The organism is Reichenbachiella sp., from assembly GCF_039941815.1.
Classification (GTDB): domain Bacteria; phylum Bacteroidota; class Bacteroidia; order Cytophagales; family Cyclobacteriaceae; genus Reichenbachiella.
This window is the reverse complement of sequence record NZ_JBDVDW010000026.1, coordinates 96,543-120,569: the sequence shown is the minus strand read 5'-3', so window position 1 is coordinate 120,569 and position 24,027 is coordinate 96,543. Positions and strand designations below refer to the sequence as shown.

General features: G+C 41.6%; 21 protein-coding genes. 14 read left to right on the top strand and 7 right to left on the bottom strand.

Annotated features, from left to right (window positions below; all coding sequences use genetic code 11):
- The first annotated feature begins 373 nt into the window (after nt 1-373).
- Nucleotides 374-538, top strand: a complete 165-nt coding sequence (locus ABJF11_RS05195; RefSeq protein ID WP_348118561.1) for a hypothetical protein — start codon at nt 374-376, stop codon at nt 536-538.
- Between the two features lie 77 nt (nt 539-615).
- Here ABJF11_RS05195 and ABJF11_RS05190 read toward each other — a convergent pair whose 3' ends face one another.
- Nucleotides 616-960: a DoxX family protein gene (locus ABJF11_RS05190; protein ID WP_348118560.1), complete on the bottom strand. Its 345-nt coding sequence runs from the start codon at nt 958-960 to the stop codon at nt 616-618.
- A gap of 100 nt (nt 961-1,060) precedes the next feature.
- Here ABJF11_RS05190 and ABJF11_RS05185 point away from each other — a divergent pair, with 100 nt between their 5' ends.
- Complete coding sequence (locus ABJF11_RS05185) at nt 1,061-2,644, top strand: hypothetical protein (protein WP_348118558.1); 1,584 nt, start codon at nt 1,061-1,063, stop codon at nt 2,642-2,644.
- Here the strand turns inward: ABJF11_RS05185 and ABJF11_RS05180 are convergent.
- The 3 genes from ABJF11_RS05180 to ABJF11_RS05170 form a co-directional block, all read right to left on the bottom strand.
- Complete coding sequence (locus tag ABJF11_RS05180; RefSeq protein WP_348118557.1) at nt 2,641-3,393, bottom strand: hypothetical protein; 753 nt, start codon at nt 3,391-3,393, stop codon at nt 2,641-2,643. The genes ABJF11_RS05185 and ABJF11_RS05180 overlap by 4 nt on opposite strands.
- A 36-nt stretch (nt 3,394-3,429) precedes the next feature.
- The gene (locus tag ABJF11_RS05175) at nt 3,430-4,521 is read right to left on the bottom strand and encodes a BT_3928 family protein (protein WP_348118556.1); all 1,092 of its coding nucleotides are present in this window, start codon (nt 4,519-4,521) and stop codon (nt 3,430-3,432) included.
- A gap of 103 nt (nt 4,522-4,624) precedes the next feature.
- Nucleotides 4,625-5,176, bottom strand: coding sequence for a DUF1599 domain-containing protein (locus ABJF11_RS05170; protein WP_348118554.1), 552 nt, complete (start codon nt 5,174-5,176; stop codon nt 4,625-4,627).
- A gap of 170 nt (nt 5,177-5,346) precedes the next feature.
- On the opposite strand from ABJF11_RS05170, the gene folP reads away from it, so the two are divergent.
- The 7 genes from folP to ABJF11_RS05135 all read left to right on the top strand — a co-directional run bounded on the left by folP (nt 5,347) and on the right by ABJF11_RS05135 (nt 12,092).
- A complete protein-coding gene (folP, locus tag ABJF11_RS05165) occupies nt 5,347-6,162 on the top strand; it encodes a dihydropteroate synthase (RefSeq protein ID WP_348118552.1) in 816 nt (271 codons plus the stop codon).
- Nucleotides 6,163-6,165: 3 nt separating this feature from the next.
- Nucleotides 6,166-7,077 (top strand): diadenylate cyclase CdaA, encoded by a 912-nt coding sequence (gene cdaA / locus ABJF11_RS05160; protein WP_348118550.1) that lies wholly within the window; start codon nt 6,166-6,168, stop codon nt 7,075-7,077.
- A 71-nt stretch (nt 7,078-7,148) separates the two neighbouring features.
- The gene (locus tag ABJF11_RS05155; RefSeq protein WP_348118549.1) at nt 7,149-7,640 is read left to right on the top strand and encodes a DUF4293 domain-containing protein; all 492 of its coding nucleotides are present in this window, start codon (nt 7,149-7,151) and stop codon (nt 7,638-7,640) included.
- A gap of 253 nt (nt 7,641-7,893) precedes the next feature.
- Nucleotides 7,894-9,786: a molecular chaperone HtpG gene (htpG, locus tag ABJF11_RS05150; protein ID WP_348118548.1), complete on the top strand. Its 1,893-nt coding sequence runs from the start codon at nt 7,894-7,896 to the stop codon at nt 9,784-9,786.
- Between the two features lie 149 nt (nt 9,787-9,935).
- Complete coding sequence (locus ABJF11_RS05145) at nt 9,936-10,754, top strand: hypothetical protein (protein WP_348118546.1); 819 nt, start codon at nt 9,936-9,938, stop codon at nt 10,752-10,754.
- A gap of 34 nt (nt 10,755-10,788) precedes the next feature.
- Nucleotides 10,789-11,523 carry a hypothetical protein gene (locus tag ABJF11_RS05140; protein WP_348118545.1) on the top strand — a complete coding sequence of 245 codons (735 nt, stop codon included), beginning with the start codon at nt 10,789-10,791 and terminating at the stop codon, nt 11,521-11,523.
- A 98-nt stretch (nt 11,524-11,621) separates the two neighbouring features.
- On the top strand, nt 11,622-12,092 hold the full coding sequence (locus tag ABJF11_RS05135) for a GNAT family N-acetyltransferase (RefSeq protein WP_348118544.1): 471 nt from the start codon (nt 11,622-11,624) through the stop codon (nt 12,090-12,092).
- A 22-nt stretch (nt 12,093-12,114) separates the two neighbouring features.
- Here ABJF11_RS05135 and ABJF11_RS05130 read toward each other — a convergent pair whose 3' ends face one another.
- On the bottom strand, nt 12,115-13,515 hold the full coding sequence (locus tag ABJF11_RS05130; RefSeq protein WP_348118543.1) for an MBL fold metallo-hydrolase: 1,401 nt from the start codon (nt 13,513-13,515) through the stop codon (nt 12,115-12,117).
- Between the two features lie 155 nt (nt 13,516-13,670).
- Between ABJF11_RS05130 and ABJF11_RS05125 the strand changes: the two genes are divergently transcribed.
- Genes ABJF11_RS05125 through creD form a run of 3 tightly spaced genes read left to right on the top strand, consistent with a single transcriptional unit; the run spans nt 13,671 to nt 15,998 of the window.
- On the top strand, nt 13,671-14,288 hold the full coding sequence (locus ABJF11_RS05125; protein WP_348118542.1) for a hypothetical protein: 618 nt from the start codon (nt 13,671-13,673) through the stop codon (nt 14,286-14,288).
- On the top strand, nt 14,285-14,575 hold the full coding sequence (locus ABJF11_RS05120) for a transcriptional regulator (RefSeq protein ID WP_348118541.1): 291 nt from the start codon (nt 14,285-14,287) through the stop codon (nt 14,573-14,575). Before ABJF11_RS05125 ends, ABJF11_RS05120 begins: the two co-directional genes overlap by 4 nt.
- A gap of 52 nt (nt 14,576-14,627) precedes the next feature.
- The gene (gene creD / locus ABJF11_RS05115) at nt 14,628-15,998 is read left to right on the top strand and encodes a cell envelope integrity protein CreD (RefSeq protein WP_348118539.1); all 1,371 of its coding nucleotides are present in this window, start codon (nt 14,628-14,630) and stop codon (nt 15,996-15,998) included.
- 42 nt (nt 15,999-16,040) lie between these two features.
- On the opposite strand, the gene ABJF11_RS05110 is transcribed toward creD, so the two are convergent.
- The gene (locus ABJF11_RS05110) at nt 16,041-17,450 is read right to left on the bottom strand and encodes an aldehyde dehydrogenase family protein (protein WP_348118538.1); all 1,410 of its coding nucleotides are present in this window, start codon (nt 17,448-17,450) and stop codon (nt 16,041-16,043) included.
- 233 nt (nt 17,451-17,683) lie between these two features.
- Here ABJF11_RS05110 and ABJF11_RS05105 point away from each other — a divergent pair, with 233 nt between their 5' ends.
- Nucleotides 17,684-18,445 (top strand): hypothetical protein, encoded by a 762-nt coding sequence (locus ABJF11_RS05105; RefSeq protein WP_348118536.1) that lies wholly within the window; start codon nt 17,684-17,686, stop codon nt 18,443-18,445.
- On the opposite strand, the gene ABJF11_RS05100 is transcribed toward ABJF11_RS05105, so the two are convergent.
- On the bottom strand, nt 18,442-21,369 hold the full coding sequence (locus ABJF11_RS05100) for an SNF2-related protein (RefSeq protein ID WP_348118534.1): 2,928 nt from the start codon (nt 21,367-21,369) through the stop codon (nt 18,442-18,444). The two genes, ABJF11_RS05105 and ABJF11_RS05100, sit on opposite strands and share 4 nt — an antisense overlap.
- Before the next feature lie 195 nt (nt 21,370-21,564).
- Between ABJF11_RS05100 and ABJF11_RS05095 the strand changes: the two genes are divergently transcribed.
- Complete coding sequence (locus ABJF11_RS05095; protein ID WP_348118533.1) at nt 21,565-23,973, top strand: bifunctional UDP-N-acetylmuramoyl-tripeptide:D-alanyl-D-alanine ligase/alanine racemase; 2,409 nt, start codon at nt 21,565-21,567, stop codon at nt 23,971-23,973.
- Nucleotides 23,974-24,027: the final 54 nt, after the last annotated feature.

The window sequence follows — 24,027 nt, the reverse complement described above, 5'->3', positions numbered from 1 at the left end:
ATTGGTTAAATAATTATTATTAGTGGTATATACTATTGTACTTTTTCCCTCCTAGTGTGGCTTTACATACAGAAGAGAAGGGTACAAAACGGGACAGAGCTGTCTGCCCTGGTGGCCTTAGAAGGTCGGGCCATGCGTTTTAGATTTGCGTCTCATCACCGATTTAGCTTTTATTGTAGAGTTGCGGCTAAGGCATTAGTCACTCCACCTATCGGATACTCGAAGCAAGTATAGTTGGGAAGTTGATCGATCTTGTCAGGCCCTATGCTCGGGATAGTGGAGTGTACGTCGACAGTTGGTAGGCCATGGATTTAGCTTTTGCTTTTTTGTACTAGAAGAGTGCTCATTTATTGAATTCATATGTATACAGGTTTTGTCAGATTATGAAATTACCACGGTGGTTGGTTTAATAAATGGTAAGCAAATCTATAATGCAGGAGGACAACTATTCAGTCATATTGAGGGTACAAAACAGGCGTTATTTAGAAATGAAGAAGAATTCAACGGTCCCTACTCCAATGGTATTGACCCTGGGTAGGTGGGTATATTCCGATAGATGATACAACAAAAATCCAAAATCCGACTAAAATTTTCTTATTGAAAGGTAAGTGGGCTCTATATTTTCTTACCAAAAATGTAAGAAACGATCAATAGTACCAGAGCGATCACCGCGCCAAAATGTTCGCCATCCTGGGCTTCCCAGTGGGCAGCAAAAGCGAGTATGAAATCAAAGAAGAATCCTGCATATGCCCACTCCAGTATCCGGCTTGACCTTCTGGTGAGGATCGCAACGATCCCAAGTATTTTGGCCACGGCCAAGGGAATCACGATGTAGGTGGGGTAGTTAAAGCCCTCGAAGATACCTTTGATCTCTTCTGTGTTTATAAAGTACATGCCTGCCGACATGAGCATCATCACACTAAGCAGGCCGGTTGCTACCCAATAGATAATTTTGTTCATTTTCATGACCTTAAGATAAAAAAACCTTTTCATTTTGGCTGCTACGCCATTCAAATAAGTAGTAATAATTAAGTAGAATTGTAATAAAAGCCTTCATTTTATGAGATCATGTTGTTTGCTAGTCTTAGCTTTTCCTCTTTTCTTTCAAACTCAGACCTTGAGTGGTCAGGATCCGACCGATCAGGATAGTTTGGTGCTGATTCAGGACCTTCGGTTCTCTTCTGATTTTGAGGCTACGCAATTCCGAAAACTGCTGGCTGGAGAAGAAGTGGTATTTGAAGCCTTGATGGCGATCAACCTGGAGGCGCGAGCTCAGAATGTGCAACTCGACAAGCAAATGTTTTTTAATGAAATCGGACAGTTGAAGCAAATTAGCAGCGCCACGGGATCGGGAGAATTAAAATACTACAAGCAAATCTATGACCATGTACATGAGAGATTTTTTCAAAAATATGAGCTCAGCCATTATTTCAATGAAGTATTTTCCAACGGCACTTATAATTGTGTCTCGGGCACCGCTATCTATGCATTGATATTTGAAGAGCTGGATATTGCTTATTCCATCAAAGAAACACCGACTCACGTGTACATCGTACTGGAGTCAAACGGAAATCAGTATTTGCTTGAGACTACAGACCCTACTGGGAAATTTAACAAGTTCAGCAAAAATTTTAAATCACATTTTATTAGGGAGCTTGAGGAGGCGAAGCTGATCAGTAGTCAGGAAGTACAAAGCTCCAACACGGAGGCGTTATTTGAAAAATACTACTTCACTGATATTAACCTGACGTTGACCCAGCTGGTAGGTGTGCAGTATTGGAATGACGCCGTTTACAAATTTAGAAAGGAGGACTACGATGGGGCTATACACGCCTTGCAGAAATGCTACCTGCTCTATCCAAACGACAAGGTGAAAGAAATGCTATTGGCATCCTTAGGTATAGCTATATCAAAAACCAGCTACAGCATATTTGAAGAAGTATCTTATCTGGCAAGCCTGTCTAGATTTAGCGAGCCAGAGGTCAGCGATGTACAGCTGAAGAATGAATTTCTCAGACTCAATGCCTATCAGCTAATCGATCAGGGAAATCAAACGCTGTATACCAGGAGCTACAACTATCTCATGGCGCAAGTCTCTCGTAAATCCCTACGCAGCGAAATCGACTTTGTCTATAACTATGAACGGGCCAGGCTCCTGCACAATCGTGGCCGATACCGGACTGCCATCAAGTATGCCGAACAGGCCTTTGATCTAAAGCCAGCCAACCTCGATGCAGAAACGTTGTTTTTATCTACGCTCAGCCAATATCTACAATACAGCAATGACCAACAAGAATCGTACAATATGCTGGATAGTTTGGTCAGCAGCCATGGGTCTTTGATGGAGAACAATAAGTTTGGTGGCCTCTTTCTAGATTTTACCCTGATACAAATGGCGGATCTGTTTGGGGAGAATAAGAAAACGGAAGGAAGCACATTCAAGGATAAATTTGAAAACTTGTACGATGAGAATCCAGGATATCAAGTCAACAAAGACTTAATAGGCCATGCTTACTCACGGGCTGCAGTCTATTATTTTAGACGGGGGTATTATACCTCAGCCAAGAAGATCTTGCAGAAAGGGATGTCTTATGCACCATATAATCATGAGCTGAAAACCAGGATGCGCGCTATCAACGACTAACCTTCAATGGCCAGATTGAACACCAAATTTCGAATCAGATAATTACCTCGTTTGGTCTTTACTTTTCCAATAACAGGGATTTTTTTCATAGCGAACTGCCCTGGGCCAGGTTTGAAAGTGAGTACTCCTTGCGCATTGACCTCTGGCATCTGCTCTAAGGTGGATCGATCAAAATATTTACCATCGATTAACTCGCCTATATAGAATTCTGCTCTATTGTTGTCCTTAGTAAAATAAAATTTCACGGTGTACTCTCCAGTTTGCATCAATCTATCGACCACCTGGTATTTCAATTCTGGATAGGTCGAGAGTTCTTTTCCGGACTTCACATACTCCTTCAAATCATTGCCGGGCATATCATCCTTATAGGTCACCGAGGATGAGAGGTTGCCATTAGTGAAGTAGGACATCAGCGGCCCATTTTTTCTATCCAGCTTATAAGTGGTGGATCTTCGTACTTCCCCATTGTCATAGTAGATTTTGGAGACTCCATTTTTATAGCCTTGCTCATATATTATTTCATTCTGGATTTTTCCAGACTTACTGTAGCTTTTGGCTAATCCATGTTTTATCCCATCCTTATAGTTGATCTCCGAGTACAGACTGCCATCCTTTCTTTTGTTTACCACAAGGCCATCCTTCTTCCTGGGAGTAGCAGCTTCCTGAGTTTGTTCTGATGGGAGCCAGGTCAGTCTGTCACAGGCTGGAAGCAGTAATAAAAGAGAAAAAATGATTATGTAGCTTCTCATGCGTGTTTTGTGTTATTGGCTGAAATTAGGAATTAATCACTGGATTAAATCCAAAATTTTTGCATAATTAGGCACATCATTGTAGTGCCACTTTCCCATGACCGTGCCGTCCTTCATGAGCCAAAGGCCTGGGTTGGACCGGACAATAGTCTTTAGTACAGTTGCATCAGTATAATAATATGGAATATTGAGCTGAGCCTCACGCTGGAATGTTTCGAACGTCGATCCATCAGAAGCCGTCAGTGCATATACCTCAATCTTATCGCCAAGTGATTTGATGAGCGCATTGATGTCCGCTATACTTTCGACGTCCGCCTTGGTGACATCATACAGGATAACAAATAGTTTGCTTCCGCTAAATACTTCTGAGGTAAAGTCTCCCTCGTCATTCCACACACCAAAATCAGTAATTTTAGGTGCCGCCTCCGGATTGAGATGATTCATTGCCACAAATTTGTACTCCCCATCCGAAGGATAGGAATCGAAGGTATATTCCTTGCCGTCCTTTTCCATCACATATTCATAGATATACTCTGCCGATGGTTGCATCTCAGTCGGGATATGATTGCCAATTTTGTAAGCCCTAAAATCAAGGAATGGCAAATGTGCTACCGCATACATCGCAAGGCCAAGGGAGAGTGCAAGTGATCCACCAACTATAAAATGACTCCTCTTTTCTGCGGCAGGAGATTGAATGCTGTGCTCGCTGAGATAGAGAAAAACGATCATGATCAGGAGTACAATATCTTTAGAGAAGGACTCCCAGGGTGTCAGTTTGATCGCGTCACCAAAACAGCCACAGTCAGTCACGCTATTGGTGATAGCCGAGTAGCCGGTCAGGGCTGTAAAAAACAAAATGATGACCATCAATGATTTGAGGGTAAGATTCTGTTTGTAGTTGAAAATCAATGCCACACCCAATACCACTTCAAGCACCACCAGAAAAATGGAAATCGGTAGCGCTATGGGTACCAGATAGTGGAAGAACCCTGCAATATCGAGTGAAAAAATCTCGAAATATTCTTCCATCTTGATGGCTGTGCCTACTGGATCATTTACCTTGATCAAGCCGGAGAAAATAAATAACCCCCCTACAAGAAATCTTACAACTGAAAGTGCTGGTTTCATAAACTGATAATTTTTAAGTCTAAATTAATCAAGTATCCGTTGTCCTGCAGGCCGCTGGCCAGCAATAACATAATATTAACAGACGGCGTATAGAAAAGCGATCTTAACTCTTCTCTGCAAAATCTAATTTAATCAGGCAGAATACCGAATAATTGATCATATCCTGGTAGTTTGCCTCTATACCTTCAGAAATCAAAGTCTTGCCTTGATTATCCTCTATTTGTTTGGTCCTCAGTATTTTCATGAGAATGATGTCCGTCATAGACGACACCCGCATATCTCTCCATGCTTCGTCATAGTCATGGTTTTTATTGGCCAATAGGTCTCGCGTTTCTTCCGCAATAGACGTATAGATAGGATCCAGCCTGCTATATGGGATTTCCATGCCCTCGTCACCATTCATTCGTATCTGCATGATGGCCATAATGCAATAGTTGATAATAGCCACAAATTCACCTGAAATATCCTCCTGCACTTTCTGCTCGCCTTTCTCCTGAATGGAGCGGATTCTCTTGGCCTTGATGAAGATCTGATCTGTAAGTGATGAAGCCCTTAAAATCCGCCATGCTGTGCCATAGTCCTTGGTTTTCTTTTCAAAAATATCTTTACAAGCCTTTATAACTTCCGTATATTCGCCTAGCGTTTTTTCTTCCACTATTTCGTCAGTTTTTGTTGAATCGAGCGGATAAAATTAAAGTGTAAAAGGCTGGCAACAAATTATTTCAGAGATTAATGGAAGTGAATCTATGAATGCACAAAATCACTCTATATCGAACCATTTGATGATTATCCTTGGCCATGCATCCTGAGTCCAAATTTGCAAATATGAAAGGGCAGCTGATGGCTCTGTCAGAACCCAAAATAATGGGGATCATTAACCTGACGGCAGATTCATTTTATGATGGCGGCAAGATAAAATCGGACCGTGATCTGATGACCAAAGTGGAGAAAATGATTGCTGAGGGAGTCGACATCCTGGATGTAGGCGCCTACTCCAGTCGGCCGGGCGCCGAAGACATCCCGATGCGTGATGAGTGGGATGCCGCCATGTCGGGAATAGATACGATTCTGGGACACTTTCCGGACACGGTGATCTCTATCGATACCTTTCGAGCTACCGTGGCAGAGGGTGCATTGGAGCATGGTGCCGCACTGATCAACGACATCTCAGGTGGCGATCTGGATTCCAGGATGTTTGATGTGGTGGCGAAGGCTAGCGTACCATATATCATGATGCATATGAGAGGCAATCCGCGGACGATGTCGAATCTTACCGACTACGACGAGTTGGTTTCGGATATTATTGATTATTTTAATGCGAAGGTCGCAGTCTTGAAGAGTATGGGAGTCAATGACATCATTATCGATCCCGGATTTGGATTTTCAAAGACTAAAGCGCAGAATTATCAGTTATTAAATAAGTTGGAATTATTGCATATGACAGGTCTGCCGATGCTATGTGGAGTGTCTAGAAAATCCATGATTTTCAAGGAGCTGGGCATCACTCCGGATGATGCACTCAATGGATCTACGGTACTGAACATGGCATGCCTGATGAAGGGAGCATCCATCCTAAGAGTGCACGATGTGAAGGAAGCCAGGGAGACTATACAACTGTACTGCGCTATGAAAAATTATTAAAAAATGATATTAGGATTTCAAATAGGATTTTTAGAAATAGGCTGGGTCGATGTATTCGATATTTTGTTTGTAAGCTTTTTCCTCTATCACGTGTACAAACTGATGCGGGGAAGTGTAGCCATAAAGATTTTTCTTGGATTCTTATTTCTCTATATGATCTATCTAGTGGTAAAAGCCGCGGATATGGAGCTCCTCAGTATTATTCTCGGGCAGTTCATGGGAGTAGGGGTCATCGCGGTGATTGTATTGTTTCAGCAAGAGATCAGAAAGTTTCTCTTGTTGCTGGGTAAAACTACCGTATTCGAAGAAGGAAACATCCTAAAAAATGTGCAGCAATTTTGGCATGAAAAGTACGATAAAAACCATCTGGATGTATCTCCCATACTTGATGCTATTAAGAATATGGGCGGATCTAATACTGGTGCATTGATTGTGTTTTCCAGAGGTTCTGAGCTGAAGTTTTTTGCTGATTCTGGTGATCGTCTGGAGGCCAAAATTTCTAAAAGACTCATACTAGCCATATTCAATAAGCTGTCTCCCCTACATGATGGAGCCATTATCATCAACAACAATAGGATCGTCGCAGCACGATGTATTTTGCCAGTATCTGAGCGAGATGATATACCTGCTCAGTTTGGATTGAGGCATAGAGCGGCACTTGGAATGTCTGAAAATACTGACTCACTGGTACTTATTGTATCAGAAGAAACCGGCCAGCTTACCATCGCCAGAAGCGGGCAATTCGAACACAATCTATCCACTCAGGAAGTGCGGGCAAAGATCAATGAGTATCTAAGCAATCTTGATGAGTCAAAAAATGAAAGCCTGATGGCCAAGGCTATCAAACCAGATCAAAAAGAATCGCTTAGCGGTAATGAACAAGAGGTTGAAAAGAAAGAAATTTCTTTGGAGTAGTATTTAAAATCTAAAATTGGAACTGCGGATATTGAAGCGCAATTAGCTACTTTTGTGCAAATTTTAGTCCTATGATACAAAGAGTTCAATCCATATTTTTAGTACTGGTGGCGGCATGCATGATCGGTTTGATGTTTTTTCCAATTTGGAACAAAGTTGATCGTGAGAAAAACGAAAAGGTAGAATTGACCGCTTTCAGTTTTGAGCATACCAAATTGGATATCGAAACAAAAGAGATAAATGTACTATCGGAAGGGCAGACTTTCTATATAGCCATATTAGCTCTTATGGCTGCCGGACTGGCTCTATACTCTATCTCCAGATATGAAAATCGATTGCTTCAAATGAAGTTAGGAGCACTAAACTCTCTTTTTATGGGAGCAGTGATGGGATTAAGCGTGTATCATGTTTATCAAGCCGAGCGCATGATTGCCCCTCTCGAACAGGGCAACTATTTGATCTCATTTTATCTCGGTGTCTCTGCGCTTTTATTCAATCTGTTGTCCAACCGGTTTATCCGCAGAGATGAGAAACTGGTCAGATCCGCAGATAGAATTAGATAATAGCGCCGAGCGGCTAATCCCTGCCAACTATCACAGCCATTTTTAGGATTTCAATTTTAAGTAGATCAGAATATTGCACGTCACTTTCGGATGAAGTTCAGCAATAAGAGGAGCGATTTCCTGTCAAAAAATCCTTTTTCGCTGACATCATGTCATTAATTCCAGCTATTTCCCCGTTGGAATGGCATTTGATATGAGCCCTGTGCCGGGAAAACCGCGATCAAACTTTAATTCATTAAATAAAAAATAGATCATGCAAGAGAAAGGTAATATTTCGATTCACACCGAGAATATTTTTCCAATCATCAAGAAATTTCTTTATTCCGATCATGAGATCTTCTTGAGAGAATTAGTGTCCAACGCAGTAGATGCCACGCAAAAGCTCAAGCAGCTTACAGGTATCGGTGAGTACAAAGGAGAGTTAGGCGAACTAAGAGTTGAGGTGAGCTTCGACGAAAAGGCCAAAACCATTACTATATCTGATAAAGGTATCGGTATGACTGCCGAAGAAATTAAAAAATACATCAATCAGATTGCATTTTCAGGAGCCACAGAGTTTGTTGAGAAGTACAAGGACAAAGGCGATGAGCAGCAAATCATCGGACACTTTGGACTCGGGTTTTATTCTGCCTTTATGGTTGCCGATAAGGTTGAAATCAATTCTCTATCACACGCAGATGGATCGGAGCCTGCTAGTTGGATTTGTGACGGTAGCACAGAATTTGAAATTACAAAGGGTACCAGAACGGAGCGTGGTACTGATATCATACTGCATATCAACGAAGAGTCTGAAGAATTTTTGAATCAGGCTAGGCTACAGGGGATACTTACTAAGTACTGTAAGTTTTTGCCTATCGAAATCAAGTTTGGTCAGAAGGATGAAAGTGTACCAGATGGTGAGGACAAGGACGGTAAGCCTCAGTACAAAACGGTCAAAAAGGACAATATAATCAACAATCCTGCTCCGCTTTGGACCAAATCTCCATCTGAGCTCAAGGATGAAGATTATCTTGCTTTTTATAGAGAGCTCTATCCTTTCTCGGAAGAGCCCCTATTTTGGATTCACCTGAATGTGGATTATCCATTTAATTTGACTGGGATTCTATACTTCCCGAAAGTGAAGAACGAACTTGAACTTCAGAAGAACAAAATCCAACTGTATTCACGCCAGGTGTTTATCACTGATGATGTGAAGGACGTAGTTCCAGAATTTTTGATGCTGCTCCATGGTGTAATTGATTCACCAGATATTCCGCTCAACGTATCTCGTAGTTTTCTACAAGCTGACGGCGCAGTGAAAAAAATCAATAGCTATATCACTAAAAAGGTAGCAGACAAACTCGCTGAGCTGTACAAGAAAGACAGAAAAGTATTCGAGGAAAAATGGGAAAACATAGGCTTGTTTGTGAAGTACGGCATGCTGAGTGACGAAAAATTTTACGACAAAGCGAAGGATTTTGCCTTGCTACAAAACGTAGATGACGAATTTTTCACCTTCGATGAATACAAAGAAAAAACGTCAGCCCTACAAAAAGACAAGAGCGACAATCTCGTCTACTTATATTCTACCAATCCTGCTCAGCAGCATGCTTTTGTAGAATCAGTGAAGAATAAGTCGTACGATGTGCTCAAGTTTGATGGACCACTCGATAGTCATTTCATCGGAACGCTCGAGCACAAGTTGGAGAAAACACAGCTCAAACGTGTGGATGCTGATACAGTAGACAAGCTGATCGACAAAGACGAAAAAGTAGAATCTGTATTGTCAGATAAAGAAAAAGAGTCGGCCAAGGAGCTTTTCGAAAAGGCAATCAATGACAAAAACTCTACTGTAAATGTAGAATCGTTGGCAGCTGATGAGATGCCAGTGATTGTGACTATGCCAGAATTCATGAGGAGAATGAAAGACATGCAGAAACAAGGCGGAGGCGGTATGATGATGATGGGAGATATGCCTGACCAATATACGGTAGCTATCAACGCCAATCACCCTTTGATATCTAAAGTGCTGAAAGCAAAAAAAGCAGAGAACAAAGAGAAGCTGGCTCGTCAAGCGTATGACCTGGCACTTTTGTCGCAGGGATTGCTTCAGGGCGAAGCGTTGACCACATTTATCAAAAGATCCGTCGCGATTAGTGCTGAGTAAATTGAACTAAGATCTGGTCCTGGAATTCACTCCGGGACTAATAATATATAGTAAGACCTCTTTGCGATAGCGAAGAGGTTTTTTATTTCCACGCATCTTTATAGCTTTGATTTGACAATGACCTAGCTCACAAGACGTTTGACTTGTAAATGAAGATAATTATTAAAATTTCGCTGGCTTTACTTTTAGCCTTGATCGTGTCCAAATCCTATGCTCAGGACTACTCAAGCGACTCGGACTTTGAGACTCAGTATGAAAAACCTCTGACTGTTGATCTTGACGCTGTTGATGAGGAGGACATTGTCGAAATCAAAAAAAAGAAACCGAAGCGTAATGTCTTTTTCGGAAAGAAAACGCGTAAAGCGTTTACCCGTCAGGGCTTTGGAGGCAATACCGTGACTGAGCTGTTCACGGTACTCAAGGTGTATGAAGACCCCTTACCTTATGTCAGAGATATCTACTGGTATGATTTTAGGAAACGAAAAATCATAAAATCGCGAAAAATCGACAAGGGCAACGCTGGTATCCTCCACGGCCCTTACAAGAAAATGGTGGGAGATCAAGTGATCGAAGTAGGTATTTTCTATATGGGAACCAAGCATGGCCGATGGTCCACCTGGAATAAGCACAATATTCTCCAAACAAAAGAAAAGTACTACAAAGGGTGGCCCAAAGAGTCACTTGTAGCTTACCACAACAAGGAGAAAAAGCAGTTAGAAGAGATCATCCCCGTGCATTTCGGTGAAAAAGAAGGCAACTACTACGCATTTCACAAAAGTGGCAATCTGGCTGCCAGAGGTGAGTATCATTTCGACTATAAAATTGGTCTTTGGAGAGAATACTACGACATAAAAAACCGCCGCAAGCGAGAGATCATGTATCCGAAAGACCCATTTGACAAAGAATATAAACCCTACATAGTACGCGAATGGAATAAGCAAGGCAAGCTTATTTATGAAAAGAAGTGATTAGATTTATCTGACATATCAAAAATATAGCAAGATGAAAAAGCTTGTTACATGTTTTTTGCTTGGCAGCTTTATGTTTTACTCATGTGCAGAGGAGGATCAGCCGCCAGTCGATAATTTTGTTCCACTACCGTGGGACCACCCCCTGATTTTTGATTACGGATATACAGTGGACAGTTACCTTTTGCTGACCACTCATATGTATGTGTCCAATCCGTTCAAAGAGGTAAAAGACAGAACCCTCATTGTAGCTTTTGCCTCTACAGCAGGCACCTCCGACGATTTGGTCTATCAGCTTTCGCCTCTGGCCGACGAGTACGACGCTATTGTAGTATCGCCCCAAATTGATGTTTTTTTTGACAAGGGCTGGACCCCTTATGATCAATTGATCGACTCTTTGATTGCCAGTGAGGCTGTCAACGCTGATCAGGTGTATCTCTCAGGATACTCTTCCGGGGCTGGTTCTGCTTTTAGAAAAGGGATCGAATATGGTAAAGAAAAAATATTTGGACTGCTTCTACTAGCCACTGGCCGTGCCGTTGGTACCTTTGATGAGAAGCGTACCTGGAGCGAGCTGCCGAAACTCTGCCAGTGCACAGGCACGATTGATTTTACGTATGAGGCCAATAAGCTTTTGCATGAAAATCTATTGCAATATGGTGTGGATGCCGAGTTGATCGAGGTACCTAACTACGGGCATGGGGATATGCTCTCCAAAGATTATCTTGAACAACAGATCGAGTGCTTCGAATTTCTCAATAGTAACTAATGATTGAATGAGCATAAGCCTCAGGGAGTAGGAATGAACTCATCTAGTTATCTTACGTATTTCAAGATTGTTTCATTTGCTATTTAATTCAATCGACCATGTCTGAGTATATTATTCGACCAGCCAATCCACAGGATTTACCTACACTTTATTCCTTCGAGCAGGGAATAATATCAGCCGAACGTCCTTTTGATCCAACCTTGAGACCAGAACCCATCAACTACTATGATTTGAAAGCCCTGGTGGCATCGGATCAGTGTGAAGTGTTGGTCGCCGAGATTGATGGAGTAATCGTGGCTTCCGGATATGCCGACCTGCGCAAAGCGCAAGCTTTTCACAAACATGATCGATTTGCCTATTTAGGATTTATGTATGTAAGTCCGGATCATAGAGGTCAGGGGCTAATAGGGGAGGTGTTACAAAAACTCAAAGACTGGTGTATTTCAAGAGCTGTAACGGAAATCAGATTGGACGTCTATGCCGAGAACCAACCTGCCTTATCAGCTTATGAAAAAGCGGGTTTCAAAAAGCATATGGTAGAGATGCGTATGGAAATCAAGAAAGATTGATTTGGCAGACGATCTAGCTATGCTATATACCCTGAAAAAGCTGAAAACTTTCCAGATAGTCGGGGATGATTACATTTTTCCATCCTTTTTGCTTTTGGAGCTCTGAGGCCAGAGCCTGGGCACTTTCTAACTCACCATGAATTACAAAAGTCATTTTTGGAGCGCTCTTGAAGTGGTTTACCCATTGGAGCAATTCCTCCTGATCAGCATGTGCAGATAGGCCATGTATAGTGTCAATGGAGGCTTTTACGGGCACCTCCAGCCCAAAGATTCTTGAAGTAGGCTCACCCTCTACCAGCCTCCTGCCTCTAGAGCCGATGGCCTGAAATCCAACAAAAAGTACCGTATCCTTTTCTCTGGGCAAGCGATGATATAAATGATGTAAAATACGACCGCCAGTACACATGCCACTGGCAGAGATGATAATGGCGCCATGGTCTACCGCATTGAGATTGACGGATGATTCTTGTGACTTGTAGTAGTGAAAATGAGGATCGTCGAACACGGATTCATGTTCATTCTTGCCTATACTTAGCTTATGATCATGGCGGTGCTTTTTATGGATGGAGGTAGCGTTGATTGCCATTGGGCTGTCCACAAAAACTTTGCAGTCCGGTATCAAACTTCGCTTGATCAACTCATGGAAATAGTAGAGTAATAGCTGTGTCCTTCCGACAGCAAAAGAAGGAATGAGTAGGCAGCCACCTTTATCGAAGGCAGTATTGACCGCTTCAGCCATTTCGCTAAGAGTATCATTAGTCTTGTTGATACGGTTGCCATAAGTCGACTCTATGAATAACACATCCGCTTCTTCTATAGGCTTCGGATCATAAAGCAGCGGCTGGTCATATCTCCCAAGGTCTCCTGAGAACACAATTTTTTTCGTCTGGTTAGTTCCAGCCAACTCCAGGGCTATGATCGCAGACCCAAGAATGTGGCCGGCATCATGAAATGTAAAATTCAAATGATCATTGACTCCTACCACGGTTTGATAAGGATACGGCTTGAGTAAGCTCAGCGCCATTTCGGCATCTTTGATCCCAAAGAGAGGCTGTGGTGGACTGTGCTTTGAATAACCTTTTTTTCTAGCATATTCCGCTTCCTCCTCCTGCAGCTTGGCGGCATCCATGAGCATGATATTGAGCAAAGAAGCAGTAGCACTGGTGCAATAGACAGGCCCGGAAAACCCTTCGTTTACCAGCCGAGGTAGATATCCAGAGTGGTCTATGTGCGCATGGGTAAGAATTATCGCGTCGATTGTACTGGCATCCAAAGGAAAAGGATCCCAGTTTCGGAGCCTGAGCTCCTTTAGGCCTTGAAAAAGGCCACAATCAATCATGACCTTGTACGAATCGAATTCAAGTAAATATTTAGAACCAGTGACGGATTTTGCACCACCCAGAAATTTTATGCGGACGTTCATGTATCAAAGATGGTTTTTTGAATAATGACATGAGGTGATCTAGATCATTTATGAATTTGATGTCTATCATCAAGCACTGTTTAGCACGAAATCTACTAGATATTTGGAAGTTAGACTTAATTTTTTATCTTTACTTTGTAATTCAAAGTACTTTTATGAAAGAAGAACAATACCTAGAAGACCTAAAGGAAATCAAAGACATAATGAATCGATCTTCAAGATTCATTTCGCTGAGTGGCTGGTCAGGAGTTTTTGCCGGCCTTTTCGCTTTAGGCGGAGCCTATGCTGCCTATCATACGGTGTATACCAACCAGGATTACCTGGGTTTGAGATCTGCTGTCATTACTAAGGAAAGCCTTTTGACACTTCTTGCTATAGCACTTCTAACGCTGCTACTATCGATAGGTGCCGGAGTCTTTTTCACCACCAGAGAGGCTAAAAAGAAGCAGCAAAATATTTGGGACCATCAGACCAAAAGGCTTCTTTCTGCCCTTGCCATTCCATTGGTCACTGGCGGTATCTTATGTTTTATTTTACTGTCCAAAGGATATGTCGGCATTGTAGCTCCCCTCACTTTGGTATTTTATGGCCTGGCACTGGTGAATGCCAGCAAGTTTACCTTGTCGGAAATCAAAAGTCTGGGATTGATCGAGATAGCTATAGGGCTGTTAGCTCTGAATTATATTGGCTACGGTCTATTGTTTTGGTCAATCGGTTTCGGCATTTTGCATATCATTTATGGCGTTATGATGCAGATGAAATACAGATCGTGAAGAATATACTCAAAGATTTAAATAAGGCTTTTGAAAATAAGGTGAGACTCGGGATTATGTCCGCCTTGGTGGTGAATGACTATCTCGATTTCAATAGCCTCAAAGATTTACTGGAGGTCACAGATGGAAATTTGGCCAGCCATCTGAAATCGCTTGAAAAAAGTGAATACGTCTCATTCCAAAAGGAATTTTTAGGGCGTAAGCCAAATACCAAATATGCGGCAACCGATGAGGGGCGAAAAGCCTTCGTGAAGCATATCAAGGCTATCGAACAACTATTGAAATAATATTTTTTTAACCTATTACTTTGAAATAAAAAGTACTTTTAAAATAATTAAAATGAATACGGAAAACCCATTACCAAATAAGGCGCGAAGCTGGGCGAAAAACTCAGTAATGCTCAAGCTAGCCACAATCACTGTGCTGATGCTTCTATTGCTCATACCATCTTCGATGATAGATTCTATCATCAGAGAGCGAGAGTCTCTCAGCAATCAAACGATCCATGAAGTAAGCTCCAAATGGGCAGATAGCCAGCTACTAAATGGCCCTATACTTACTATACCACTGCGATATGAAGTCGAATATGAGGTGGAACGTGGAAAGGACAAGAAAAAGGAGATAGCAAAAAAGACGGTAACGAAGTATTGGTATATTCTGCCTGAGCATCTAAAAATAGATGGAAAAATAGTTCCCGAGACACTAAGGAGAGGAATTTATGAAGTGGTGGTATACAAGTCTGATCTGACCATCTCTGGTGACTTTATACTCAACCATCATTTGGATAAGACCAACCTGAAGGAGATACGTTATGATCAGGCCTTTTTGACGATGGGTGTCTCTGACCTTAGGGGAATAAAGAATCAAATAGATTTTAAGTGGGATAGCCAAAATTTGGAAGTCGAACCAGGCTCCAGAATTTCCAACATGATCTATTCTGGAATTACGGTAGAGTTGCCACCGATAGAGGCCCAAAATCAACCGCTCGCTTTTGAATTTACGCTGAAACTTCAAGGCAGTCGAAATCTATCCTTTGTCCCGCTTGGGAGTACCACGGACATACAGCTGATATCAGGGTGGAATGCCCCAAGTTTCAATGGAAATTTTCTCCCTGATTATCGTAAGGTAACGGCAGATGGGTTTGAAGCCAGGTGGAACATATTAAAGCTAAACAGAAACTTACCTGAGTCATGGATCAGCAAGAATCAAATTGAAAAGATGGAAGCGTCCAAATTCGGGGTTGATCTGATTTTACCACTTGATGACTATCAAAAATCTATGCGCTCCTCCAAGTATGGTGTCATGACCATTGCGCTCACCTTCTTGATCTTCTTTCTGGTAGAAATTCTCCACAAGCGCAAAATTCACCCCTTTCAATATATACTGGTTGGGCTCGCGTTATGTCTGTTCTATATATTATTGGTGTCGATCACCGAGCATTCCAATTTCAATGTGGCTTATGGAATCTCCACCTTCGGAATAGTAACCATGATCACACTATATGCACTTAGCATTTTCCAGGCGCATAAGCTCGTCATGGTTTTGGTATCTACACTGATCGGAATCTATGGATTTCTATTTGTGACTCTTCAGCTGGTCGACTATGCCTTGCTCATGGGCAGCCTTGGTCTGACACTTATCTTGGGAGCTACTATGTATTTCACTCGAAATATCAATTGGTACAACCTAAATAGTGACGAAGAATCTTGATGTAATGGCTGGTCATTTATGGATACATGAATGGCCGGTTTTTTAAAACCACTTAATTAGTATACTGACCACCCATTTTTTGAACCCGTTGAAAGGAGGGTAGAAGAGGAGCGCATTGGTAAGCCCAATTCTCTGATGCAACATTGACTTTTGATTCGAGAACTCCAGAAAACCAAATTGGCCATGAGATTTACCGATACCACTGTGATTTACACCACCGAAGGGTAGATTTGGATGGGCGTATTGAACTACCACATCATTGATAGCCATCGAACCAGAGGACGTAGATCTGGTGATTAGCTTTTTCATTTTTCTGCTCCTGGAAAACAGATACAGTGAAAGCGGTTTGTCATTATTGTTGATATGCTCGATTACTTCTTGGATATCACTATATACTTTCATTGGCATCACTGGTCCAAAAATCTCTTCCTTCCAAATTCTATTGGATTCATTTATGTTAGAAAGGAGTGTAGGCTCGATAAATTTCTCTTCCGCATTATAGTCACCACCGAATTCCACTTTCGCACCAGAAGACTTTGCTTCCTCCAGTATTTCTACCAGTCGTTTGGTGTGGTTCGTGTTGATGAGCCTGGAATAGTCGTCTGAATCCGCCATGCCCTGATTCTTGCTATCGAAAAGTTGTTTTACGTATTTTTTTGCAGACGCTACAAATTTTTCTTTTGCCTGTTCGCTGATGAAAATATAATCGGGAGCAATACAGGTCTGACCATTGTTGGTAAATCTGCCCCAGACGATCTTTTTAGCCGCATCGTCGACGTTAGCCGTATGATCAATAATCACAGGAGACTTACCGCCGAGTTCCAGCGTGACAGAGCTCAGGTTTTTGGCTGCAGCTCCCATCACTATTTTGCCCACATTGGTGCTGCCGGTAAAGAAGATATGATCAAAAGGTAATTCCAGTAGCGCCGTAGTTTCGGGTACGCTCCCCTCTACCACCGTGACCTCGTTTGGTTCGAACGTCTCTTCGACCATTTCCCTGATCAATTTCGATGTAGCCGGAGTGTGTTCCGAAGGTTTTAGAATGGCAGTATTGCCTGCCGCGAGGCAGGAGGCCAGCGGGCTACCAATCAAATTGAACGGAAAATTCCATGGAGCTATGATCAGACAGACCCCCTTGGGTTCGGGTTGGATCTTGGCAGTGGTTCCCAGATAAGTCATGCCTGGAGATACACGCCGCGGCCGAGCCCACTGATGCATATGTGCTAGTGCATCGTTGATTTCAGTGGTGACCGTAAATATCTCTGATATATCGGTATCGGTTGCTGATTTTTTCAAATCTGAAAGCAAAGCCTGTTGTATCCTATTTTTATTGTTGAGAATCCAGGATCTTAATGATTTGAGTCTGTCTCGTCTTCGGTCTATAGATTCGGTTCGAAGAATCAAGCTGTTTTTCTTTTGATTGTCAAATATGGACTGAAACTGATTGGACATAGTGTTGATTGTTTAATTGCAATTGAGAAAGATAATCAAGTGCAGTTAATAATAGTCTTATCTGTTTCTAAGTTAGGTACTTTTCATAGCCAATGATTTGTTTTTTTACCAAATAGCTCCTAAAAAACCTCTGGAAGTGGTTTTTAGCTAGTTTTTTTGTTAACAATTATGTAACATTGGAGTAACATTAAGAAAATCGAAAGATAACGTTGAACAAAATTCTTCTCATATTGATGGCAATTCTCCTGCAGGCAGCACCATTGTTGGCTACAGGTGATAGGTATTTGTCAGGGGAGACCAAACTCGGTTTGTTTATCCGATCTGAGTTTGATGATCTGAGTCCCGATGAAGTGAAAGCCTATGAGGAGAGCTATGAGGTATTGATTGGAAAGCTATCTGAAAAACGAAATTCTATTAAATCTGATGTTCTTTTCCTAAAGCATGTTTTTTATACGGTACATAGAAAAATGCTCGGGCAGTATGAGCAATATGTGACGTTTAGTGAAATTTTTAAAAAAGGGAAAAAATATGACTGCGTTACCGGTACTGCTCTTTATGCCTTGATACTTGACGACTTAGGTATTGAGTATGAAGTACGTGAGACAGATTATCATGTCTATTTGATTGCATCACTTGGTGGTAATAATTATCTATTTGAGTCTACTGATGCTTTGTATGGTTTTGCCTGGGACTCCAAAGAAATAGAGGAGCGGGTTGAATTTGTAAATCAAGAGTCAGTTAGAATTAACATGGAGCTTTCGATGTCTGGTCTGGCCAGTGATAATCCTACTATTCAAGCGAGTCAATACATTGACAATGTTGTGGATCTTCGTCAGTTAGCTGGCTTGCATTTTTACAATCAGGCCCTAAAACAATTTAATGAAACTTCTTATCGTGATGCTTATCGCATGATAATAATCGCTCAAGGGATCTACCCATCGCAAAGAATCAAAAATGCTAGTGCGTTGATGTTTTCGACGGCATTTGAAGATTAGTCCAATAGTCCAGCGATATCATCCTTAGACAGTGTCTTCACAAAACTCTCTTCCGTAGTAATCAAATCATCGGCTAGTTTCTGCTTGTTCTGCTGCAATTGCAAAATCTTCTCTTCCACCGTGTTTTTAGTGATAAATCTATAAGTAAAGACTTTGTTGGTTTGGCCTATTCTGTGTGCTCGATCTATTGCCTGAGCCTCGATGGCAGGATTCCACCAGGGATCAAGTAAGAATACATATTCCGCTTTGGTTAGGTTGAGCCCCAAGCCCCCTGCCTTCAACGAAATCAAAAAGACCTTTATGCTCTCATCCGACTGAAAATTTTCTACCTCTTTCTGTCTGTCCTTAGTGCTACCATCCAGATAGGAATATTTGATTTTATTCTCGTTGAGATATTCGGATACTATTTTCAAATGCTTTACGAATTGAGAAAATACGAGAATCTTGTGATTCTTGTTGATGGCGTTCTCCAGCATGTAGCTGATATCTTCTAGCTTTCCCGAATCCTGATTATAGGTATCGTCCGCCAAAAACGGATGGTTGGCTATCTGTCTCAATTTTGTTAGTCCTTGAAGAATCATAAACTGAGATTTTCCAATGCCGCCCATTTCTATTTCCTGCATAATCTTGTCACGATAGGCAGATTTCACTTTTTCGTAGGCCTCTTCCTGTGCTGGTGACATCGTACAGTATCTCACCGTTTCGATCTTTTCCGGTAAGTCCGTAGCCACCTGAGATTTGTGTCTTCTCAGGAGAAATGGTTTTATGATGGTATATAGTTTTCTGGTTTTCTCCTCATCGTTTTTTTTCTCAATCGGCAGCTGAAATTGATTTCTAAAGAAGGATTTACCTCCGAGAAGACCAGGATTCAAGAAGGTCATTTGAGACCAAAGATCCATAGTGGTATTCTCAATCGGAGTACCAGTCAGGATCAGTTTATAGGATGAATTCAGATCTCGAACGCACTTTGAAATATTCGATTCCGGATTTTTAATCACCTGAGATTCGTCCAGTATGATGTAATTGAAGTGATATTCGGCTAGCAGGTCAATATCCTGTCGAATCAGTCCATATGAGGTAATTACCAAATCATAATCAACAAACCGAGTGGGGTCTTTTACCCTTTTTACTCCAGTATAGTTTAAGATTTTCAGATCCGGGGTAAATTTTTCAGACTCTTTCTCCCAGTTGTATATAAGGGAGGTAGGCATGACTAAAAGGCTCGTACCACTATCTTTTTCCTGATGCACCGATTGTAGTAGCGCTAGTGTCTGAACCGTCTTACCCAGACCCATGTCATCTGCAAGGCACCCACCTAGTCTATATTCATTGAGAAATCTCATCCAGTTGAAACCTGCCCGCTGATAGGGCCTTAGTTCACCTTTAAAACCTGCGGGGATTTCGTAATCGTTTATCTCATCAAAACCTCTTAATCGTTCCAGCTTACGAGAAAGCTGCAGATTTGCCAGATTAGAATCGCTTAGATCTTTGACTAAAGAGATATGGTGTTTTTGAAGTTTGAGCAGTTCTTCCTCTCCCTGATCCGCAAAGGCCAACAGCTCGGAATACTGTGTAAACCACTCCTCAGGGATCACGGCGATTTCACCGTTTGGCAATTCTATTTCGTGTTTTTTCTTTAGAATATAATCACGAATGATCCTAAAGGGAATTTCGAATTCTCCAAATTTGATAATAGCATGAATATCAAACCAGTCAATATTTTCTTTAATCTCGATGGTCATTTCAGACTTGCCGAGAAAATACCTTTTCTCTCCTTTGCCATTCTGCATCAGGCTAATGCCGGAATCCTCAAGCAGTTTTTTAGTGCTTTGAATCCAGGAAAAGGCTTTGGACGTGTCCATAGTGTACCGCGCATGTTTCAAAGCAAGCCCTGTTTCACCGAGAAATGAAACAAACTTTTTTTCTTTTTCTAGGTTTCTTTTGATCCTTCTAAAGGTATACTCATCATCCTTTTTCTCCACGTGGACACTTACCTGCTTCATGTGCTCCGCACTGTAGTGGTGTTTACCATAATTGAATTTCAATTCGAAGAGAATTTTTGACTCATCACTGGCCGTAGCATTTCCATTGGCGTCGAAGAGATCCATAGAATTACCATTGGAGGCCAACTCCGAGAAATACAAGACGGGCTTTACTTCTTCATGCTCAGTTTTGATTTCGAATCCTTTGGCATAGACATCAAAGGAGGCGATGAGCGGAGCCACAAACTTGTGATAATAATTATCCTCTATTTTTCTCGGGACAGCTATAAATTTCTTATTAAGAAATGGCTTGATTTTATTGGCATCAACATTCTTTTCAAAACTGTACAACTTATTTTCCACCACGATGTAAGCCGGGTCGTTGCACAAAATATAGGCACCCTTATATTGAAAATCTATCTTTTCCTCTTCATGCTTTATGGTTGGGAAATAATGAGTGTTTTCTTCGTTTCTTCTGAAGTGGAACAGCACAGTAGCCTTCTTATCGAGCACTTCTATTTCTTTCCATGCAGGCTCTCCATCGTTACCCATTTCAAACAACCTCTTGCCATGCATTAGAGGCATTATTTTGGCCCTTCGGCGCTCCACGTAGTTTTTAATTTCCTGTTGCGCATGTTCGTCACCAGCTTGTTCATCAAAACACTTTAAGAAAAACGCATCTGGTTTACCTTTTTTTCGGTCATATTTTTTGGCCACCACATCAGGCTGCATCGAATCCATCAATTTGATCAGCTCGTAGTCATTTTCGTCTAGGCCATTATCAAATTCCTTTGCGTTCTTAGCGGAAATGTTTTGATGCGAAAAGGTAAGTCTGCCTTCCGCATCAAGTTGAATCACAAAAGATTCGAACAAATAGCCTAAGTACTGATGCTCAAACAGTGTATAAATGATTTTAAAAGGTTGACTTGGAGATACTTTCATTTCGTCTACTGCAAAAGGGCAGTTTATGGAGAATTCTAAATGGACTAAACTTCGCAAGTTAAGCGAATTGCCATAACTCAAAAGAGAAAAGGATGAAAAAAATCGATACCATATTTCTAAGATATTGTATGTAATTTAGGTAGCGGATTTCAATAGGATCATCCATGATAAATTAGACCCAAAAATACTGTACTTATGAAGTTTAGCGGATTGTCAAAATGTTGCTCTGGAACTCTGCTGCAAGCACCACTTGATATCGAAGTCCAGGGTTTGGCTTATGATTCACGCCAATTATCCATTCAATCTGGAGTTGTTTTTTTTGCAATTTCAGGACAAAACCATAATGGCCATCAGTTTATTAATGATGCCTACGACAAAGGCGTTCGCCTTTTTGTGGTTGAGAAAGAGGTCAAAATGAAACCTGACGCTTCGTATTTCATGGTTGAAGATTCTATTGCAGCCATGCAAGCACTGGCGCAGCTACATCGAAGTCAGTTCAACTATCCTGTCATTGGCATCACTGGTAGCAATGGGAAGACCATCGTGAAAGAGTGGCTGGCACAACTGTTGGATGATCAATTTGATATAGTAAAGAGCCCTAAAAGCTACAACTCACAACTCGGAGTGCCGCTTTCAGTATGGACTATGGAGGCGCATCACAACTTAGGCATCTTCGAAGCCGGTATTTCAGAAGCCAAAGAGATGGAAAAACTTGAAAAAGTGATTCAACCGACTTTTGGAATTTTCACTAACATAGGCGAAGCCCATAATGCAGGGTTTGAAAATCTTGCACACAAAGCGGAGGAAAAAGCCAAACTATTTGTACACGCTCAAAAAGTAGTATGCAGTCAACATCAAGAAATGGTATTGGCAACACTAAAAAGAGTCCTGCCTGCCACTACCGAGCTGATCGCATGGAAGATCACAGAACAAAAAGGTAAAAAGTATCAATTGGAAGTGCTTGGGAAATCTTTGGTGCTATATCTCAAAAACGATGATCCGGCATCAGTAGAAAACACCATGCATTGTGTGGCCGCCATGGTCGCATTTGGATATGAACAGGCATTTATTCAGCTAAGGCTCAATCGCCTCTCTTCGATCAAAATGAGGCTCGAGATGAAGCAAGCCATTAATCGGTCGTACCTAATCGATGATACATACAACAATGACTTGTATGGCCTCGAAGTAGCTCTGGATTTTTTGAGCCGCCAAAAGCAAAAGACAAAGAAAACAGTAATCCTTTCGGATTTGTATCAGACAGGATTGTCCAACGAGGTGCTCTATCAGCAAGTCAACGAGCTGTTGAAAAAAAACAACATACAAAAGTTTATAGGGATTGGCAGAGAAATCAAACAGTCCAGTGCACAAATTCACATCCCTGCAAAATTTCATGACTCCACAGAAGAATTTTTGGAAGCTGGATATATTCCCAACGATGAGATTGTACTGGTCAAAGGGGCTCGGGACTTTGGTTTTGAATCGATCGTCAACAGCCTGGAGCAAAAAGCACATGGCACTATTCTGGAGGTGAACCTAGAGCACTTGATTGACAATTTGAATTACTATCGAGCTAAGCTAAAACCAGAAACGAAAATAATGGTCATGGTCAAAGCTCTGGCCTACGGGGGTGGAAACTTTGAGATTGCCAATTTGCTACAATTTCATAAGGTTGACTACTTAGGTGTAGCCTATGCAGATGAGGCTGTCGAATTGAGAAAGAACGGGATCCACATACCTATTATGATCATGAATGTATCTCCGTCATCTTTTCGATTGCTAAAGGAATACAATCTTGAGCCCGAGATTTATAGCCTTGATCAATTAATAGACTTTCTGGACTACTATGAAAATATGCAAGATTTACCGGCGGTGCATATCAAATTGGAAACAGGAATGAATCGCCTGGGTTTTACTGAAGCCAATCTCAAGCGTCTGGTTGAACAACTGAAGCTACACAAGCACCTGAAGGTGAAGAGTATCTTTAGCCATCTGGCAGGAAGTGAGGATCCAAGACATGCAGATTTTACTCACCAGCAAGCCGAAAGATTTGACAGAATGAGTGCAGTGATTATGGATAGCCTTTGGTACAAACCCATGAGACACCTGGTAAACACTGGTGGTATAGCCAACTATCCTCACCTACACCATGACATGGTACGCCTGGGAATTGGGCTCCATGGATTCGACCCGACCTTAACTGAGCAAGGCCAATTGAAAACGGTAAGTGTCTTGAAATGTAATGTGTCGCAGGTCAAAAAGATCCCGGCCGGAGAGTCTATTGGCTATGGAAGGAGCGGTTTTGCAAAAAAAGACACCACCATTGGAATTGTACCTATTGGCTATGCGGATGGCTACGTTAGGGCATTCGGCAATGGTACTGGTAAAATGCTTATAAACAATCACTTGGTTCCAACCATTGGCAACATATGTATGGACATGACAATGGTAGATATAACTGACGTGCCCGTAAAGTCTGGTGATGAGGTAGTTATATTTGGAGAGAATCCCACCATCAGCGATCTGGCTGACTGGACCAAGACTATTCCCTATGAAATATTGACCAATATAAGTCAAAGAGTCAAGCGCGTATTTCTAAGCGAATAGCGCAAATTATTTTTAGGTGAATTTACTAATTGACCCAAAATAATCTATCCTCTA